The organism is Geomonas sp. Red276, assembly GCF_054784495.1.
The window spans coordinates 22,623-41,047 of sequence record NZ_BLXW01000044.1 but is presented as its reverse complement, the minus strand read 5'-3'; the positions used below and the strand labels follow the sequence as shown (position 1 = coordinate 41,047).

At 61.0% G+C, this 18,425-nt stretch carries 14 protein-coding genes and 1 tRNA gene; 2 read left to right on the top strand and 13 right to left on the bottom strand.

From position 1 onward, the window contains the following. Positions 1 to 864: 864 nt before the first annotated feature. From ACYVL5_RS20895 to ACYVL5_RS20870, 6 genes are all read right to left on the bottom strand, one after another. A tRNA-Met gene (locus ACYVL5_RS20895) sits at positions 865 to 941 on the bottom strand. A gap of 135 nt (positions 942 to 1,076) precedes the next feature. Then, a complete protein-coding gene (gene rlmB / locus ACYVL5_RS20890) occupies positions 1,077 to 1,826 on the bottom strand; it encodes a TrmH family RNA methyltransferase (protein ID WP_460597505.1) in 750 nt (249 codons plus the stop codon). 397 nt (positions 1,827 to 2,223) lie between these two features. Then, entirely contained in the window at positions 2,224 to 2,943 is a 720-nt protein-coding gene (gene pyrF, locus ACYVL5_RS20885) for an orotidine 5'-phosphate decarboxylase (protein WP_460597504.1), read from the bottom strand. Positions 2,944 to 3,124: 181 nt separating this feature from the next. Then, positions 3,125 to 4,849: a proline--tRNA ligase gene (locus ACYVL5_RS20880; RefSeq protein WP_460597503.1), complete on the bottom strand. Its 1,725-nt coding sequence runs from the start codon at positions 4,847 to 4,849 to the stop codon at positions 3,125 to 3,127. Between the two features lie 200 nt (positions 4,850 to 5,049). Then, positions 5,050 to 6,114, bottom strand: coding sequence for a flavodoxin/ferredoxin-dependent (E)-4-hydroxy-3-methylbut-2-enyl-diphosphate synthase (gene ispG / locus ACYVL5_RS20875; protein ID WP_460597502.1), 1,065 nt, complete (start codon positions 6,112 to 6,114; stop codon positions 5,050 to 5,052). A gap of 129 nt (positions 6,115 to 6,243) precedes the next feature. Beyond that, positions 6,244 to 6,684 (bottom strand): YbhB/YbcL family Raf kinase inhibitor-like protein, encoded by a 441-nt coding sequence (locus tag ACYVL5_RS20870; protein WP_460597501.1) that lies wholly within the window; start codon positions 6,682 to 6,684, stop codon positions 6,244 to 6,246. Between the two features lie 951 nt (positions 6,685 to 7,635). Between ACYVL5_RS20870 and rlmD the strand changes: the two genes are divergently transcribed. Together rlmD and ACYVL5_RS20860 are read left to right on the top strand one after the other, a co-directional pair. Then, on the top strand, positions 7,636 to 8,976 hold the full coding sequence (rlmD, locus tag ACYVL5_RS20865) for a 23S rRNA (uracil(1939)-C(5))-methyltransferase RlmD (protein WP_460597500.1): 1,341 nt from the start codon (positions 7,636 to 7,638) through the stop codon (positions 8,974 to 8,976). Between the two features lie 201 nt (positions 8,977 to 9,177). Further along, positions 9,178 to 10,386, top strand: a complete 1,209-nt coding sequence (locus ACYVL5_RS20860) for an HD domain-containing protein (protein WP_460597499.1) — start codon at positions 9,178 to 9,180, stop codon at positions 10,384 to 10,386. Positions 10,387 to 10,427: 41 nt separating this feature from the next. On the opposite strand, the gene ACYVL5_RS20855 is transcribed toward ACYVL5_RS20860, so the two are convergent. The 7 genes from ACYVL5_RS20855 to ACYVL5_RS20825 all read right to left on the bottom strand — a co-directional run bounded on the left by ACYVL5_RS20855 (position 10,428) and on the right by ACYVL5_RS20825 (position 18,014). Beyond that, positions 10,428 to 11,669, bottom strand: a complete 1,242-nt coding sequence (locus ACYVL5_RS20855) for an HD-GYP domain-containing protein (RefSeq protein WP_460597498.1) — start codon at positions 11,667 to 11,669, stop codon at positions 10,428 to 10,430. Positions 11,670 to 11,869: 200 nt separating this feature from the next. Further along, positions 11,870 to 12,418: a 2-oxoacid:acceptor oxidoreductase family protein gene (locus ACYVL5_RS20850; RefSeq protein WP_460597497.1), complete on the bottom strand. Its 549-nt coding sequence runs from the start codon at positions 12,416 to 12,418 to the stop codon at positions 11,870 to 11,872. Between the two features lie 20 nt (positions 12,419 to 12,438). Continuing rightward, positions 12,439 to 13,251 carry a 2-oxoacid:ferredoxin oxidoreductase subunit beta gene (locus ACYVL5_RS20845; RefSeq protein WP_460597496.1) on the bottom strand — a complete coding sequence of 271 codons (813 nt, stop codon included), beginning with the start codon at positions 13,249 to 13,251 and terminating at the stop codon, positions 12,439 to 12,441. A 1-nt stretch (position 13,252) separates the two neighbouring features. Next, complete coding sequence (locus ACYVL5_RS20840; protein WP_460597495.1) at positions 13,253 to 14,386, bottom strand: 2-oxoacid:acceptor oxidoreductase subunit alpha; 1,134 nt, start codon at positions 14,384 to 14,386, stop codon at positions 13,253 to 13,255. Between the two features lie 21 nt (positions 14,387 to 14,407). Continuing rightward, a complete protein-coding gene (locus tag ACYVL5_RS20835; RefSeq protein WP_015836638.1) occupies positions 14,408 to 14,602 on the bottom strand; it encodes a 4Fe-4S binding protein in 195 nt (64 codons plus the stop codon). A 183-nt stretch (positions 14,603 to 14,785) separates the two neighbouring features. Continuing rightward, positions 14,786 to 15,739 (bottom strand): malate dehydrogenase, encoded by a 954-nt coding sequence (gene mdh, locus ACYVL5_RS20830; RefSeq protein WP_460597494.1) that lies wholly within the window; start codon positions 15,737 to 15,739, stop codon positions 14,786 to 14,788. A gap of 49 nt (positions 15,740 to 15,788) precedes the next feature. Beyond that, positions 15,789 to 18,014: an NADP-dependent isocitrate dehydrogenase gene (locus ACYVL5_RS20825; protein ID WP_460597493.1), complete on the bottom strand. Its 2,226-nt coding sequence runs from the start codon at positions 18,012 to 18,014 to the stop codon at positions 15,789 to 15,791. Positions 18,015 to 18,425 lie beyond the last annotated feature (411 nt).

Sequence of the window (18,425 nt, the reverse complement as noted above, 5' to 3'; positions counted from 1 at the left end):
CTGATCGCTAAGTGGAAAATGAGGTTGGCGACGGTTGCAGCCAAACTGGAAAATTAGGCTGGCGACGGGGGTGGAAAATTTCGTTGGCGACAGCCCCCTTCAAACTGGCAAATTACCATGGCGGCCGACAAGTGTTACCAGCACCCCAGGCTTAACAGTGGACCAGACAACCACCGCCCATGACATTAGTGCCAACATGCAAATGAACACTGGCAACCCAATCACGTAACCATCTGATATTACGTTCACTATTGCGAGCAACGGGTTATCCACCCTAAGACCATATAGCAATATCACCAACTTACACGTTCCATGGAACAGAACTGACGCTTAAAGCATAGAATCCACGTCATAACTGCCACCTGATAACAGTTACATATCAAAGGGTTTAGGGTCTTTCGACTCGGATCAGGAGAGATCGTTTTGCAGCCTTTTTGCAAAATGATCTTGAGTGACCGAAAAGGTTCTTAGACCTTACTACAACGGCGACCATATTAGCCTCTGGACAGGGGGTATCGCTTCTAAGCTGGTCTACCCTATGCCTCTTAGACCGACTATCCTCTAACTACGCCATTTTGGCGGGCCTGAGTTTTTGGGGTGTGGGATTGAAAACTCGTGAGAGTCAAAAGGAGGGGATGTTACGTAATATTCGCACCATTATATTCTGGGATCACGGTAAGGTACTGATATGTTGAAGGTAGGAACTAATAGGAGGGTTACAGTGGTATGTCGATATGACGGGAATTGCAGGATCAAAGTAGACACACTTGCCTCTACTGCGTCAGAGTACCACCTGCGTCAACATCTGCGTCAGGATAACAAAAAGGCCACTTAGCTTTTGAGGTCTAAGTGGCCGTAATGTTTTGGTTGCGGGGACAGGATTTGAACCTGTGACCTTCGGGTTATGAGCCCGACGAGCTACCAGACTGCTCCACCCCGCGTCATGAGCAACTTCATTTATATACTACAGGCGATCTGCGGCGTCAAGCTAAAGTTGCACGGGCGTCGATTTGATGAACAAGGCCCCCATCCTCATCCTGTCCTTCTCCCTGAAGGAGAAGGAACCCAGGGCAAACCTATTTCCTGGCAGCCAGTCTTTGGCGGACGACTTCGAAGAGGAGGATGCCGCCGGCGACGGAGGCGTTGAGGGAGTTGACGCCCCCTTGCATCGGGATGCCTACCAGTTGGTCGCAGGATTTGCGGACCAGGGGACGGATCCCCTCCCCTTCCCCGCCGATGACGAGGGCCACCGGGCCGGTGAAGTCCTGCTGGTAGAGGGTGGACTTGGCCGATCCGTCGGCCCCGAAAACCCAGAAGCCGCTTTTCTTGAGCTCCTCAAGAGCCTGGGAGATGTTGACGACCTGGGCGACGGGGACGGTGGCCACCGCTCCCGCGGAGGCTTTCTCGGCGACGGCGGTGACGCCGGCGGCGCGGTCCTTGGGAATCACCACGGCGTGCGCGCCGGCACAGGCGGCGCTCCTGATCAGGGCGCCCAGGTTGTGCGGGTCCTGAACGCTGTCGAGCACCAGGATGAGGCCGTTGCCGGTTTCCTTCACCTTTTCCAGGATGTCGTCGAAGTCGGCGTAGGGGAAGGGTTCGACCTTGAGGGCCACGCCCTGGTGGTGGTCGGTCCCGCAGAGACGGGAGAGATCCCCCTTGTCGCGCTGGCGCACGGGGACCTTGCGGTCGGCGGCGAGCTTCAGAAGCTTTTCGATTCTCTTGTCGGAGGAGGAACCGGAGATGAAGAGCTCGAAGATGCGACGGGTGCCGCGGAGGGCTTCGGTGACGGGGTTGAGGCCGTAGATTATTTCTTCTTTGGGGGACATGGGGAACCCTTAAACACTAAAAACATCGAACGCGGATGACGGATAAAAAGGAATCAGGCGACAAACCATGAACGCGGATGACGCGGATTGAGCGGATTTACGCGGATAAACCTGAAGGCTTTCCTGATTAGCAGCCATCTTCCGCTTGGCCAACTCTCCCTCTCCTTCAAGGAGAGGGCGGGGGTGAGGATGGGGTAAAGGAGCCGGAACGATGCCCCCATCCTCATCCTGTCCTTCCCCTTGAAGGGGAAGGGACGCATAGCGGAAGATCATCGCTAATCGGCAAAGCTTTTGGGGTTACCCCAAAGGCTAAAGGGCTTAAGACTTGATCCTGCTTTTGCAGTATCCGCGTACATCCGTTACATCCGCGTCATCCGCGTTCTATGGCTTTTAGGTTTTAACCGGCTACGATCTCGTCGACGATGAGCTTGGCGGCGGCGACCGGGTCCTTGGCGGCGGCGATGGGGCGGCCGATCACCAGGTAGGAGGAGCCGGCTTTGACGGCGTCGGCCGGAGTCATGATCCGTTTCTGGTCGTCGGTGGAGGCGAAGGCGGGACGCACGCCGGGGGTGACGACCAGGAAGTCGTTGCCGCAGGCCTCGCGGATGAGGCCGACTTCCTGCGGGGAGGCGACCACGCCATCGACACCGGCGCTCTTGGCGAGCTTGGCGAGCTTCACGACCATCTCGGGGACGGAGAGCTCGATGCCGATGCCGCGCAGGGTCTCCTCGTTGGAGGAGGTGAGGATGGTGATGGCCAAAACCTTGGGACGCTCGGCGGCTTTGAAGTTCTTGTCGAGGGTCTCCATGGTGGTGTTCATCATCTCGAACCCGCCCAGGGCGTGGAGGTCGCAGAGTTTCACGCCGAGGTTGGCAGCCTCGAGGGTGGCCATGGCGACGGTGTTGGGGATGTCGTGGTACTTGAGGTCGAGGAAGATCTCGCCGCCATGCTTCTGGATCATGCGGACCGCCTCGGGGCCGCAGGAGGTGTAGAGCTGCTTGCCGACCTTGAAGACGCCGACGTGGCCGGAGAGGCGCTCGGCCCACATCTCGACCTCGTCGAAACCTTTGACGTCCATGGCGAAAATGATCTTCTTGATTGCTTCTTCTCTGGTCATATTGGAACCCCTAAAATCATGGAACGCGGATGACGCGGATTGGGCGGATTATCGCGGATCAAACCTAAAAAGCTTTTGGGGGTCCCCCAAAGTCTAAAAGATTTTAGTCTTAATCCTGATATTGCAGTATCCGCGTAAATCCGTTAAATCCGCGTCATCCGCGTTCTAATTGTGTTTGATGTTAAGCCTTCAGTGCCTCTTTGACGGCGGCTTTGACTTTGGCGACGGCGTCGGCGATCGGGAGGATCTCTACTTCACCGCTTCTTCTCTCTTTGAGCTCGACTTTGCCGTCTACCAGGTTCTTCGCCCCGACCACGATCCTGAGCGGGATGCCGATCAGGTCGGCGTCCTTGAACTTGAAGCCGGGACGCTCGTCGCGGTCGTCCAAAAGCACCTCGACACCGGCCTCCATCAGCTGCTCGTAGATCTCCTCGGCAGCCTTTTTCACCGCTTCGTCCTTGGCGCCACCCAGCTCGGAGATGATGCAGTGGAAGGGGGCGATGGGGATCGGGAAGATGATCCCGTTCTCGTCATGGTTTTGCTCGATGCAGGCGGCCACGGTGCGGCCGATGCCGATGCCGTAGCACCCCATGAAGATGATCTGCTCTTTCCCCTCGGCGTCGAGGTAGCTCGCGTTCAAGGCCTTGGAGTACTTGGTCCCCAGCTTGAAGACGTGCCCGACTTCGATGCCGCGCCAGATCTCCAGGTGGCCGTCCACGCAGCGGGGGCACTCGTCTCCCACTACGACGTTCCTGATATCGACGAACTCGGGCGCCGGGAAGTCGCGGCCGGCGTTGACGTTCTTTAAGTGGGTGTCGGCGGCGTTGGCGCCGGTCACGAAGTTGCGGAGCCCCTCGACGGAGAGGTCGGCAACGATCTTGACCTTGCCGGCGAGACCAACCGGGCCGGCGTAACCGGTCGGTGCGCCGGTGACTTTCACGACCACCTCGTCCTCGGCCATCTCCAACTCGGTGCAGTTCAAATGGTTCTTCAGCTTGATCTCGTTGAGGTCGTAGTCGCCCCTGAGAAGGGCCACCACCGGCTCTCCGTCGGCCACCAGCACCAGGGTCTTCACGATCTGGGTGGTGTTGAGGCCGAGGAACTTGGCAACGTCCTCGATGCTCTTCTGCCCCGGGGTCGCCACCCTTTCCAGCGGGCGGGGATCGGCGTGCTCGGCTCCGGTCGCGCTCTTCGCCTCGGCCTTCTCCATGTTGGCGGCGTACTCGCAGTGCGAGCAGGAGACGATGGCGTCCTCGCCGGAGTCGGCCAGCACCATGAACTCATGGGAGTAGTTCCCCCCGATGGTGCCGGTGTCGGCCTCGACGGCGCGGAACCTGAGGCCGCAGCGCTCGAAGATCCGGCGGTAGGCCTTGTACATCTTCTCGTAGGAGACGTTGCCGCCGGCCTCGTTCACGTCGAAGGAGTAGGCGTCCTTCATGATGAACTCGCGGCCGCGCATCAGGCCGAAGCGGGGGCGGATCTCGTCACGGAACTTACCCTGGACCTGGTACAGGTTGATCGGCATCTGGCGGTAGCTGCGGATCTCCTTGCGGATCAGGTCGGTGATTACTTCCTCGTGGGTGGGGCCCATGCAGAATTCGGCGTCCTTACGGTCCTTGAAGCGGAGGAGCTCCTTGCCGTAGAAATCCCAGCGGCCCGACTCCTTCCAGAGTTCGGAAGGCTGCACGGCCGGCATCAGGAGTTCGATGGCGCCGGCGCGGTTCATCTCCTCACGGACGATCTGTTCCACCTTCCGGATGGAGCGAAGCCCCAGCGGGAGGTAATTGTAGATGCCGGCGGCCAGTTTGCGGATCATGCCGGCCCTCAGCATCAGCTTGTGGGAAATGACCTCGGCGTCGGAGGGAGTCTCCTTGACGGTCGGGATGAAGTACTGGGAGTAGCGCATGGGTTAGCCTCTCTATTGGATTAAATAAAAACCGAATCAAAAGCCAGGGAACGCGGATGACGCGGATTGAGCGGATTTGCGCGGATAAGGCAAAAGACAGTGATTCAAAAAAGCCTTTGGGTTACCCCCTGAAAGCTTTAGGGTTTATCCGCGTAAATCCGTCCGATCCGCGTCATCCGCGTTCAATGGTTTAGGTGTTATTAGTTTTTATCGCTGTTAGTAGCTTTCAGGACTTCCTCGACCAGTGCGTCGGCCATCTCGCCCTCGGGGACTTTGCGGATGATCTCCCCGTTTTTGAAGAGGAGCCCCTCCCCTTTTCCGCCGGCGATACCGAAGTCGGCTTCGCGGGCCTCGCCGGGACCGTTGACGGCGCACCCCATCACGGCGACCGTGATGTTCTTGTCGAGGAAGCCGAGCCTGCGCTCGACCTCTTCCGCCACCGGGATGAGATCGATCTGGCAACGCCCGCAGGTCGGGCAGGAGACGAAGTTGATCCCCCGCTGCCTGAGACCGAGGCATTTAAGGATGTCGTAGGCCACCCGCACCTCGTCCACCGGGTCGCCGGTCAAGGAAACGCGCATGGTGTCGCCGATCCCCTGGTTCAGGAGGATGCCGAGCCCCACGGACGACTTGATGGTGCCGGAGAACTTGGTGCCGGCTTCGGTCACCCCGATGTGGAGTGGATAATCGACGGCTTCGGAGAGAAGCTGGTAGGCCTTGAGGGTGCGTACGACATCGGAGACCTTGATGGAGATCTTGATCTGGTCGTAGTTGAGCTCTTCCAGGATCCGCACGTGACCAAGTGCCGACTCGACCATCGCCTCGGGGGTCGGGTGGCCGTACTTGATCAGCAGCTCCTTTTCGAGTGAGCCGCCGTTGACGCCGATGCGGATCGGGATCTGCCGTTCTGCGGCAGCCTTGACGACCTCGGCGACCTTCCAGCGCTCGCCGATGTTGCCGGGGTTGAGACGGAGACCGTCGACGCCTGATTCGAGCGCTTTGAGGGCCAGTTTGTAGTCGAAATGGATATCGGCGATGAGGGGCATCGGACTTCCGGCCTTGATCTTGCCCAGGGCCAGGGCCGCGTCCATGTCGGGAACGGCGCAGCGGATGATCTCGCACCCGACTTCGGCCAGTTGACCGATCTGGGCGAGGGTCGCCTCTACGTTTCGCGTGTCGGTGGAGCACATGGACTGGACGACGCAGGGAGCGCCGCCGCCGATGGGGATATTACCTACCTTGATCTGCTTGGTTGTTTTTTTCATAGCGGGACATAGTAGCTAAATCAGCCCCGGAAATCAAGGAAGATCCCCCCTTTATGGCTCTTCCCCCATCCTCACCCTGTCCCTCCCCTTGAAGGGGAGGGAACGTTGGCCGGAGGAGTTGATCTGATTTTATTTCTTGCTGTAGGTCCCCATCAACTCGCACTGTGCCAGTATCTTCCCTTGCATGGCATGCTCGAGGTCCTTTTTCTGGGCTGACGAGGGGAGGGTGAGAGTATCTTTCAGAGCATAGAGCTTGAAGAAGTAGCGGTGGGTACCGGAGGGGGGACAGGGGGCGCCGTAGTTGGTCTTCTTCCAGCTGTTGGTTCCCTGGCGGGCTTCGGCGGGGGCGTGGCCGGCGGGTATTTCGATGGTGCCGGGAGCGATGTTCCAGACCACCCAGTGGACCCACGTACCCACCGGGGCATCGGGGTCGTCGACGACCAATGCGAGAGATTTCGTTCCGCTGGGGACACCCTGGATCGCCAGCGGAGGACTCGCGTCCTTGCCATCGCAGGTGTACAGGGCCGGGATCGGCTGGCCGTCGGCAAACGCGGGGCTGGTCAGGTTCATCTTTCGCACCTCCTTGGCTGACAGGGAAACGGCAAGGACGAATAACAGGAGCGGGATTAAGAGATAGAGGGGGCGTGGCATGATGGGCACCTCCTTATCGGATTCGTCTAGGCAATATCCCCCCTGTCCCCCCTTCGCAAAAGGGAACCAGTCTCCACCCTTTGGGAGTGAGCAACGAAAGATGCGGGGAGCGAGACTATGGAGAAGGGGGAAACAATGGTCAAAGTGTAGCGCCGGCGGGGGGCGGTGCAAGAGAGATCGGTGATTCGGCGGTTGACAGTGGGGGGTTTTCCATTTAAGTAAGAGGGCATGAAAAATAAAAGACATACGACAGACATCACGGCCAAAGCCGGCAACGCCCACTCAGAGAAAAAAGACCACGTAAAGAGTGGTGCGTCGAAGGGGACCGCCGCAAAGCCCTTCAAGCCTCATGCGGATAAGGCTCTCTTTCCCAAGCGTGGCGGCGGCGCTCCCTCGAAGGGGAACCCGGGACACGGCGATCAGGATCCCCGGGAAAAACGAAACGCGACCAATGCCGGCAGCAGCTCCGAGCCGGTGTCCAAGCCTCCCCGCAGAGCCGAGAGGCTGAAGCACCGCGATTTCGATAACGAAGAGGCCAAACACGGAACCATCCAGGCCCCCAAAGGTACCAAGGCCCGTGCCTTTGAAAAGAGCCCCCCGCGTGCTGCACGGGGAGCGGATTCTCCTGCCGGTTCCGCACGCTCTAAGGCCGCGCGGGGAGCGGACTCTCCTGCCGGCTCCGCACGCTTTAAGGCCGCACGTGGAGCGGACTCTCCTGCCGGCTCCGCACGCTTTAAGGCCGCGCGAGGAGCGGATTCTCCTGCCGGCTCCGCACCCTCTAAGGCCGCAACCAAGGATAAGGCCCCCAAAGTAGCCACGCGCGGCGGCGAGCAGCGGGAAACGCCGGGCAAGCCGAGCCTGCGAAGCGGAATGACGGTGGAGCTATCCATCACCTCCACCAACGAGGACGGCTTCGGCGTCGCCCATCACGAGGGAACGCGCGTCCTGGTCGCCGGTGGGCTTCCGGGCGAGGTGCTGGTGGCCAGAATCACCTATGTCGGCCGCCGCGAATCGTTCGGCAACATCATCAAGGTTCTCAAGACCTCCGCCGATCGTGAGGCGGCTCCCGCCTGCGGGATGGGGAAAGCCTGCGACGGCTGTCCTCTCATCCAGATGCGCTATCCGGCCCAACTCGCCTGGAAGAAGAACATGGTCCAGCGCGAGATGACCAAGTACCCTTCGCTGGCGGCGGTCCCGATCCACGACACCATCGCCTCCCCGAAACAGCTGGAGTACCGGAACACGGCCAAGCTGGTGGTTGCCGGCAAGCATTCCGATCCGGTCATCGGCATCTACCGCCGCAACACGCACGACGTGCTGGAGATTGCGGACTGCCCGCTCCACCACCCCCTCATCAACAAGGTCGTTAAGGCGGCCAAGGAGGGGATCAAGAAAGGGAAAGTCCCTATCTACAACCCGAAGAGCGAGATGGGTCTTCTCCGCTACCTGGTGGTCCGCGTGGCCGAGCCGAGCGAGCGGGTCATGGTGGTCTTCGTCACCAGCGACCAGGGGTACAACGAGATCCACCACCTGGCGAAGTTCGTCCAGCAGGCGGTGCCGGAGGTCGACGTGGTCGCCCAGAACATCAACGCCTCGACCGGCAACGTCATCTTCGGGCACAAGGACCGCTTCCTCACCCGCGAGCACACCCTGCGCGCCTACGTCGGGGAGAAGAGCTTCCACCTTTCGCCCCACTCTTTTTTCCAGGTCAACAGCGGCGCAGCCAACATCATCTATGAGAAGGTGCGGGAGCTGGCCAAACTCTCCGGCAAGGAACGTGTGATCGACGTGTACTGCGGGATCGGCGGGATTTCCCTGTTCCTCGCCGACCAGGCCCGGGAGGTGGTGGGGATCGAGTTCGTGGAGGCGGCGGTCGCCGATGCCACGGCCAACGCGCTTCTCAACAAGGCGGAGAACTGCAGCTTCGAGGCGGGCGATGCCGCCCATCTCATCGACGAGATCGGGGAGGAGGGAGGCGCGGACCTGGTGGTGCTCAACCCCCCGCGCAAGGGGTGCGAGGAGAAGGTGCTGAAGAGCGTCGCGGCCATCAAACCGAAGCGGATCGTGTACGTGTCCTGCTCGCCAGAAACGCTCGCGCGCGATCTCGACATACTCTCCCGGCTGGGTTATCGGACGGTCGAGATCAACCCGGTGGACATGTTCCCGCAGACGGTGCATGTCGAGGACGTTGCGTTGCTGGAAACAGCCTGAGAGGGCCAGGGTGAGGGGGCGGGTTCAACGTAGAAAAAACCTCCCCCACCCGGCCTTCGGCCACCCTCTCCCCTGAAGGGGCGAGGGTATAAAATACACTCTCTTCATCGTCAGGGGATAATGGTGGGCACCGGGTGTCCACCATTTGTTTGTTTCGGCGTGCATCGAAACGTTTTATGTGGACGGGAAAGGGGCAACGCGATGGATCGTGTCATCGAAAAGGTAAGACGCCTCTTCCCGTCGCAACTGCACGACCGGCTCTTTATGGTCGGCGGGATGGTGCGGGATTTCATGCTCGGCATCCCCTGCCAGGACATCGATCTCGTTGCCATCGTCCCCCCCGACGATCTCACCTCGCTTGGCTTTCGTCTGGTGGAGGCCAAGAGCTCTCCCAATATCTATTTCCGCTTCGACAGGGAACTCGGCAAGGTGGAGGTGACGCGGCTTTCCTCCCCCGGGGATCTCGCGGAGGACCTGCGCCGAAGGGACTTCACCGCCAACGCCATGGCGATGAAGCTCGACGGCACGGTCGAGGACCCGCTGGACGGAAGACTTGCGGTCGAGAACAGGGTGCTTCAACTCTGCTCGCCGACGAGTCTCTCCGACGATCCTGCCAGGATCTTCCGCGCTTTCCGGTTCGAGTGCGAAGGGTGGCGGCTCGATGCCGAGGCGGAGGCGGCGATCTCCTCCCGGCAGTGGTCGGAAGCGCTCTCCCGCCTTCCGATGGAGCGTTTCTCCCAGGAGATGCTGAAGGCGCTCTCCAAGGACGCCCCGTCCCGTTTCTTCCGCCGCATGCTCCAGCTCAACGTAGGCGGCAACCTCCTCCCCGAGATTTTCCTGATGCCCCAGGTTCCCGCCGGGCCGCTCCACCACCCGGAAGGCGACCTCTTGGAGCACTCGATGCTGACCCTCGAGCGGATGACCGCCCTCACCCCCGACGTCAAGGCCCGCTTCTGCGCCCTCTTCCACGACCTCGGTAAACTGGCCACCGCGGAGGAGCTTTACCCGAAGCACCACGGACACGAGGAGGCGGGCGCGGATGCCGCCCGTCAGTTCTGCACCAGGCTCCGCCTCCCCTCCTCCCTGCAAAGAGGTTTGCGGGCCGCCTGCGCCCTCCACGGCAACGCCAACCGCTGGGATGAGCTGCGCGATTCGACGAGGATCAAACTGGCCTTGGGCGCCATCAAGGGGGGGATCGACGCATTCCTGCCGCTTCTCGTCGAAGCTGATTTCAAGGTTGGGATGAAGGGATGGATGGAGACCCTGGAAGTGGCGGCGCTGAACGCCGCCCGGTTGGGGATCGATCCGGCGCTTTGGAAGGGGCCGGACTTCCCGCCCGAGAAGGTCCAGCAGATCATCATGCAGCGCCGGGTCGAGGTGCTGCGGGTGCGGCGCAGGGAGGCGGAGTAGCTTCCGCCCGGTCGGAAGGGGTGGTCGGCGCGTGAAGGGCGTTACGGCTTACCTGCTTCGCTTCGCTCGCTCCCTTTCCTTTTCCTCCCGTTCATGGTCAGTTTCAGAATAGAACTGTCGTAGATCGCCTCGAACATCCCCTCGATCTTGAAGAAGGCGGCCAAAACGGCCGGATCGAAATGCCCCTCCGGATTTATCCGCTCGTCCCCCTCCCGGAAGACCTGCAGCGCCTCCTGGTGCGTCATCGGCCTCTTGTAGCTTCGACGGGAGCGGAGGGCATCGTAGACGTCGGCAACCTTGACGATACGGCCGGCGATGGGGATGCGCTCTCCTTTGAGCCGCTTCGGATAACCGGTGCCGTCCCAGTTCTCGTGGTGGGAGATGGCGATCTCGCGCGCCACCTTCAGCCGGGGAGAATCGCCCAGTATCTGCAGCCCCAAGGCGGGATGCTGGCGTATGAGCTGCATCTCCCGGTGGTTGAGAGGCCCCTTCTTGAGGAGGATGTCTACCGGGATCCTGATCTTCCCTACGTCGTGCATCTGCGCCGATATGGAGATGTCCTCCACGAAGGCCAGGTTGAATCCCATGTTGGCCGCCAAGGCACCCGCGTACCGGTTGACCCGGACCACGTGCCTCCCGGTGTCCTCCTCGGCCGCCTCGCAGGCGCGCGCCAGGGCCTCGATGGTGTAGGTGAAGGCCCGTTCGGTCTCCCGCATCTCGTCGGAGACGGTGACGAGGGAGCCGATCACCACCGCGGCGCTTCTCAAGACGTCGGCGTCGTACTCGCTGGCGCCACCCGGGTAATTGAAGGCCACCAGCACCCCGGGGGAGCCGCCGCTTATCCGGCAGCTCACGAAATTGAGGATGGGATCCCCCATCGCCCTCACCACGGAGGGATGAAAGAAGTTCTGGAACTCCTCGATGCTCCCGCTGATCTCCCTCCAGTTGATGGGGACCACGTCGGTGCCACCCTCCACCCGCACCAGGCTCAGGGCGTAGCTGGAATCCGGTTCGATGGTGATCTCATCGGATCGCTCGATCAGCTGTCCCTCCCTCAGGTGAAAGACCCTTCCGGTGCAGCAGGTGCAGTTGGGGCCTTCCTGGGCGATGAAGATCGCCGCCGGACCGCGCCTCCCCTTCCCTCCCAGCAGATGGGCCAGTACCTGGTAATACAGTTCATCCGAGGTGAACTTGCGGCGGGACAGGTCCTTCAGCGTGCTGTCGGTCAGGGAGATCAGGTCCAGGGTCTGTCGCAGGGCCATGTGGCAAAGTTCGATGGACATCGGGGCCTCGGGAGTATGCCTAAATGGTATTAACGACGGAGAGTATTGCTTTTAAGGAAAGTATAGCAGATGACGGAGGAGTCCTTGAGAACCTCCCTCACCCGTCCCGCGGCCGCCCTCTCCCCTGAAGGGGCGAGGAGGCAAAAAAAAAGCCCGGCGGGTTTCCCCGCCGGGCCGGTACTGCGATGTTCCGGGTCGGCTTAGGCCTGGGCGGCGATCGCCTTCTCGTAGCCCATGTTGAAGGCCTTCTTGTTCAGCTCGAGGAAGGCTTCCGGTACGCGGGAGAGCACGGCCTTCTCGGCGGACTCCTTGGAGACCACGCCGGTCAGGGCGACGATGGCGCCGAGAGCGACGATGTTGGCCACGATCTCGCGGCCGACTTCGTTCTTGGCGGTGTTGATGATCGGGAAGGCGACGGTCTTGAAGTTCCCTTTGGGGAGATTCTTCACGAGGTCGGAGTCGATCAGCAGCACGCCACCCTCTTTGAGGTCGTGGGAGTACTTGTCGCAGGCTTCCTGGGTCAGCGCCAAGAGGGCGTCGACCACGGTGGCCTTCGGGTAGTCGATGGTGGCGTCGGAAACGATGACTTCCGACTTGGAAGCGCCACCACGGGCCTCCGGACCGTAGCTCTGGGACTGGACAGCCTGTTTCCCGTCGTAGATGGAGGCGGCTTCGGCCATGATCACGCCGGCAAGGATGAGACCCTGCCCGCCTGCCCCGGAAAATCTGATTTCATATCTCTGAGACATTTTGGGTTCTCCTTACTTTTTTATTTCTGGGCGCGCTCGATGACTTTGGCGTACTCGGTGGTGTACTCCGGCTTCTCGACCTTGTGCAGGACACCGGTGATGATCTTGCCCTGGAGCTGCTCGGCGGTCATCTTCTCGGCGGCCTTGACCGGAACGGCGACGTCTTTCAGGCGGTTCATCATCTCGATGACCGACTTGAACTTGTTGCGGCGGCCGTAGGTGGTCGGGCAGTCGTCCAGGATCTCGACCACGGAGAAGCCTTTGTGCTGGATCGCCTCGACGATCAGCTTGTCGATCTGGGTCGCGTGGTAGGCGGTTCCGCGGGCCACGAAGGTGGCGCCGGCGCCGATGGCGAGCTGGGCGACGTCGAAGGACGGGTCGGGGTTGCCGTACGGGGTGGTGGAAGCCTTGGCACCGGTCGGGGTGCAGGGGGAGAACTGGCCACCGGTCATCCCGTAGATGTTGTTGTTCATGATGATGTAGGTCATGTCGATGTTACGGCGGCAGGCGTGGATGAAGTGGTTACCGCCGATGGCGGTGCCGTCGCCGTCGCCGCCGCACAGGATCACGTTCATCTCCGGCTTGGCAAGCTTCACGCCGGTGGCGAAAGCAGCGGCACGGCCGTGAGCGGTGTGCAGGGTGCAGCAGTCGAGGTAGCCCGGCAGACGCGAGGCGCAGCCGATACCGGAGACGATGGCGGTGTTGTTCTTGTCGAGGCCGAGGGTATCGATGGCCCTGATCAGACCCTTCATGACAATGCCGTGGCCGCAGCCCGGGCACCAGATGTGCGGGAGCTTACCGGGGCGGATGTATTTATCGTAATCAAAAGCCATGTTACTTGACCTCCTTGATCTTTTCGAGGATCTGCCCCGGGTTGATCGGCTCGCCGTCAACACGGAAGATGCCGTGGACCGGAGCCTTGCCGTCGATGCACCCTTTGACCACGCCGGTGCACATACCGAGGTTCATCTCCGGGGTGATGATGGCCTTCACCTTGCCGGCGAGAGCGTTGATCTGCTTCTCCGGGAACGGCCAGAAGGTCTTGATCCTGAAGAGGCCGGCTTTGATACCCTGCTTGCGGGCTTCGTTCACGGCGAAACGGGCGGAACGGGAGGTGGAACCGAAGGCGACCACGGCAACCTCGGCGTCGTCCAGCAGGTACTCTTCGAACTGGACGATGTCGTCCACGTTGGCTTCAACTTTACGGACCTGGCGCTCTTCCTCGGCCTGGACCCAGGCGGCCTTGGTGGTCGGGAAGCCGTCCTGGCCCTTGTTGAGGCCGGTGACGTGGAAGCGGTAGCCGGAGCCGAAGGCGGCCAGGGGCGGCACGTCGCCGAAGCTCGTGTCGTACGGCTTGTACTCGGCCGGGCCGACCGACGGAGCGGTGCGGTTGATCACTTCGAGCTCGCCCGGCTCGGGGAACACGATGCGCTCACGCATGTGGGCGACGATCTCGTCCGGCATGACCATGACCGGGGTGCGGTACTTCTCGGCCAGGTTGAAGGCGCGGACGGTTTCTTCGAAGAGCTCCTGGACGGAGGCCGGGGTCAGGCAGATGGCCGGGTGGTCACCGTGGGTGCCCCACTTGGCGCTCATCACGTCGGACTGCGACGGGCCGGTCGGCATGCCGGTGGAGGGGCCGCCCCTCATGACGTTGACGATGACGCACGGGGTCTCGGCGATGCAGGCGTAACCGATCAGCTCCTGCTTGAGGGAGAGGCCCGGGCCGGAGGTCGCGGTAAGAACTTTCGCGCCGGTGAGCGATGCGCCGATGACGGAAGCCATGGCGCCGATCTCGTCCTCCATCTGGATGAACTTGCCGCCGATCTTCGGCAGCTCAACGGACATCACCTCGGCCACCTCGGTGGAAGGGGTGATCGGATAACCGCCGAAGAAAGTGCAACCGGCGTAGAGCGCACCCTGAGCGGCTGCCTCGTTCCCCTGAAGGAATGCAACTTTTTTAGCCACTTTAACTACCTCCTGAAATTATTAAGCTGACACTTTGATGGCAAAGTCAGGGCAGCGCAGTTCGCACTGCATGCACTTGATGCAAGCTTCAAGGTTCTTGACGCTTGCCACAAAACCTTTCATCTCCAAGACTTTGGTCGGGCAGAATTCCACACAGATGTGGCACCCCTTGCAGTACTTTTCGATGATCTCGATCGTCGGCAGTTTTTTCTCCATCCACGTAGCTCCTTTGACTGAAATGCCTTTTTGAGGCTGGAAATGTTGCCTTATAACACAATCTGTATACACAATGCAAGCGGCAATATTCGGATAAAACGATACTTTATCGGTACCGTTGCCGCAAAAAAGGGGCAAGGAGGGGACACCTCCTTGCCCCTGGTACAGATTTCGTGAGGCCTGTTACTTCAGGGTGCCGACCAGTTCTTTAACGGCGGCGACCGACTTGTCCATCATGGCCTGCTCGTCGGCATCCAGTTCGAACTCGAGGATGGACTCGATGCCGCCAGCGCCGATCACGGTCGGAACGCCGACGTAGTACCCTTTCACGCCGAACTCGCCGTTGAGGTACACGCAGGAGGGGAGTACGCGCTTGGAGTCCTTGAGGTAGGACTCGGCCATCGCGATGGCGGAGGAAGCCGGGGAGTAGAAGGCGGAACCGGTTTTCAGCAGGGCGACAACCTCGCCGCCCGCACCGCGGGTACGCTTGACCATGGCGTCCATGACTTCTTTGGCCTTGGCTTTGTCCTTGTACTTCCTCTCGAGGAGCTCCATGACCGGGATGCCGTTCACGGAGGCGTAGCGGATCAGCGGCACCATGTCGTCGCCGTGGCCGCCCAGGGTCATGGCGTTGACGTCCTTCACGGAGACGCCGAGTTCCCAGGCGATGAAGGCCTTGAAGCGGGCGGAGTCGAGCACGCCGGCCTGGCCGATGATCTTGTTGTGCGGGAAGCCGGTGATCTTCTGGCAGAGGGTCACCATGGCGTCGAGCGGGTTGGAGATGACGATCACGAAGGCGTTGGGGGCGTTGGCCTTGATCCCTTCGGCGACGGAGGTCATGATCTTGGAGTTGACTTCGATCAGGTCGTCGCGGCTCATGCCCGGTTTGCGGGGGAGACCGGCGGTGACGATGACGACGTCGGCGCCTTTGATGTCCTCGTAGGTGTTGGTACCTTTCAGGCAGACGTCGAAGCCGTCAACCGGGGCAGCCTCGGCGATGTCGAGCATCTTGCCCTGGGGAAGACCTTCGACGATATCGAACATCACGACGTCGCCGAGTTCGCGCAGAGCGCAGAGCTGAGCAAGGACGCCACCAATCTGACCACCACCGATGAGTGCGATTTTCTTACGTGCCATTTTTTGTTCCTCCACAATGAGATTGAAGTTGTCTACGTGATGCTGCGGATTATTTGTTGATAGCGTCGATGATTGCGTTCAGGGTCGCGCTCGGACGCATGGCCTTCTCGGTCTTCGCGTCGTCCGGGTGGTAGTAGCCGCCCATGTCGACCGGCTTGCCCTGGGCCCCGATCAGCTCGGCGTTGATCTTCTCCTCGTTGGCCTGGAGCTCCTTGGCGATCTTGGCGAACTGGGCGGCGAGAGCTGCGTCCTTGGTCTGGGCGGCCAGCGCCTCGGCCCAGTACATGGCGAGGTAGAAGTGGGAGCCGCGGTTGTCGATCTGGCCGACCTTACGGGCCGGGTTCTTGTTCTGGTCGAGGAACTTGGTGTTGGCCGCATCCAGGGTGTCGGCCAGAAGCTGCGCCTTCTCGTTCTTGAAGGTGGCGGCCAGGTGCTCGAGGGAGACGGCCAGGGCCAGGAACTCGCCGAGCGAATCCCAGCGGAGGTACCCTTCCTGCTGGAACTGCTGCACGTGCTTGGGAGCGGAGCCGCCCGCACCGGTCTCGAAGAGGCCACCGCCGGCCAGAAGCGGCACGATGGAGAGCATCTTGGCGGAGGTGCCGAGCTCGAGGATCGGGAAGAGGTCGGTCAGGTAGTCCCTCAGGGCGTTGCCGGTGACGGTGATGGTGTCGAGGCCGGCCTTGGCGCGCTTGCAGGTGTAGAGCATCGCCTCGGGCGGTGCCATGATCGGGAGCTCAAGCCCGGTGGTGTCGTGGTCTTTGAGGTACTTCTGAACCTTGACGATCAGCTGGGCGTCGTGGGCGCGGTTCTTGTCGAGCCAGAAGACGGCCGGGGTCTTGGTGGCGCGGGCGCGGTTGACGGCGAGCTTGACCCAGTCCTGGATCGGGAGATCCTTGGCCTGGCAGCCCCTCCAGATGTCCCCCTCTTCGACCTGGTGCTCGAACACCACCTTGCCGGCCGGGTCGACCAGGCGGAAGGTGCCGTCGGCGGCAGCCTTGAAGGTCTTGTCGTGGGAGCCGTACTCCTCGGCCTTCTGAGCCATGAGGCCCACGTTGGAGGTGGAGCCCATGGTGGTCGGGTCGAACTGGCCGTTCTCCTTGCAGAAGTCGATGCAGACCTGGTACCACTCGGAGTAGCTCGTGTCGGGCACCACGCACTTGACGTCGTGGAGTTTCCCGTCCGGGCCCCACATCTTGCCGGAGTCGCGGATCACCACCGGCATGGAGGCGTCGATGATGATGTCGTTGGAGGCGTGCAGGTTGGTGATCCCTTTGTCGGAGTCGACCATGGCCATCTCGGGACGCTTGGCGTAGACGGCCTTGATGTCGGCCTCGATCTCGGCGCGCTTGGCGTCGGGGAGGCTCGCGAGCTTCTTGTAGAGGTCGCCCAGGCCGAGGTCGGGGTTGACCCCCAGCTCCTTGAAGGTGGCGGCGTGCTTGGTGAAGACGTCCTCGAAGAAGACCGAGACGAAATGCCCGAAGATGATCGGGTCGGAGATCTTCATCATGGTGGCCTTCAGGTGGACGGAGAAGAGGATCCCCTTGGCCTTGGCGTCGGCGATCTGCTCGGCGATGAACTTGCGGAGGGCCTTGACGCTCATGAAGGAGCCGTCGACCACCTCGCCGGCCTGCAGCTTCAGCTCTTTCATGCAGGTGGCCTTGCCGGCCTTGTCGACGAACTCGATCTTGTAGGTGCCCGCCTCCGGAACGGTGGCGGACTTCTCGGAGTGGTAGAAGTCGCCGGCGGTCATGTGGGAGACGTGGCTCTTGGAATCGGGGCTCCAGGCGCCCATCTTGTGCGGGTGCTTCTTGGCGTACTCCTTGACGGCCTTGGCGGAGCGGCGGTCGGAGTTACCCTCGCGCAGTACCGGGTTGACGGCGGAACCGAGCACCTTGGCGAAACGGGCGTTAAGGGCCTTTTCCTCTTCGGTCTTGGGATCTTCCGGGTAGTCCGGAATGTCGTAACCCTGGCTCTGCAGCTCGGCGATGGCGGCTTTCAGCTGCGGAATCGAGGCGGAGACGTTGGGGAGCTTGATGATGTTGGCTTCCACCTTCTGGGTCAGGTCGCCCAGGTAAGCCAGCTCGTCGGCGATCTTCTGGTCCGCTCTCAGTTTCTCGGGGAAGTTGGCGATGATTCTGCCGGCGAGGGAGATGTCCCTGGTCTCGACCTCAACGCCCGCTGCCTTCGTGAAGGCATTGACGATGGGAAGCAGGGAGTAGGTGGCAAGTGCCGGGGCCTCGTCGATCTTGGTCCAGATAATCTTTGCTGTTGTCATCGTTTAGTTCTCTCCTTGGTTTTTGTGCCTGAAGGCCGGAAGCTCGATGAAAAATCGGGTGGCGATCCGCCGCCAGTCGCCTGGAAACGGCCACCCCGTCGAAACAAAAGGGAAAAAGAGACCATCGGAGGCGAAAGCGCGCCCTCCGTCGTCCCCGTCCGATAATTCCTGTGGATTTGAGGGATGTTACAGGAAGCCTATCCTGAATAAAATTTTGTATACAGTATACAAATCGGTTTTCAGTGTCAAGGGAAAATCTTGGCGCAAACTTATGGATGGAAAAAAATTCGGGGCCCTTGGCGAGGGAGGATGGAAGGAGTTGAAAGTGCGACCTTTTTTGCCTCTGAAAGGGGGCGTCCGGCGGCCTTGCGACGGGCTTTTCACCCTCGCGGACCGCTCCAGTATAGCGCA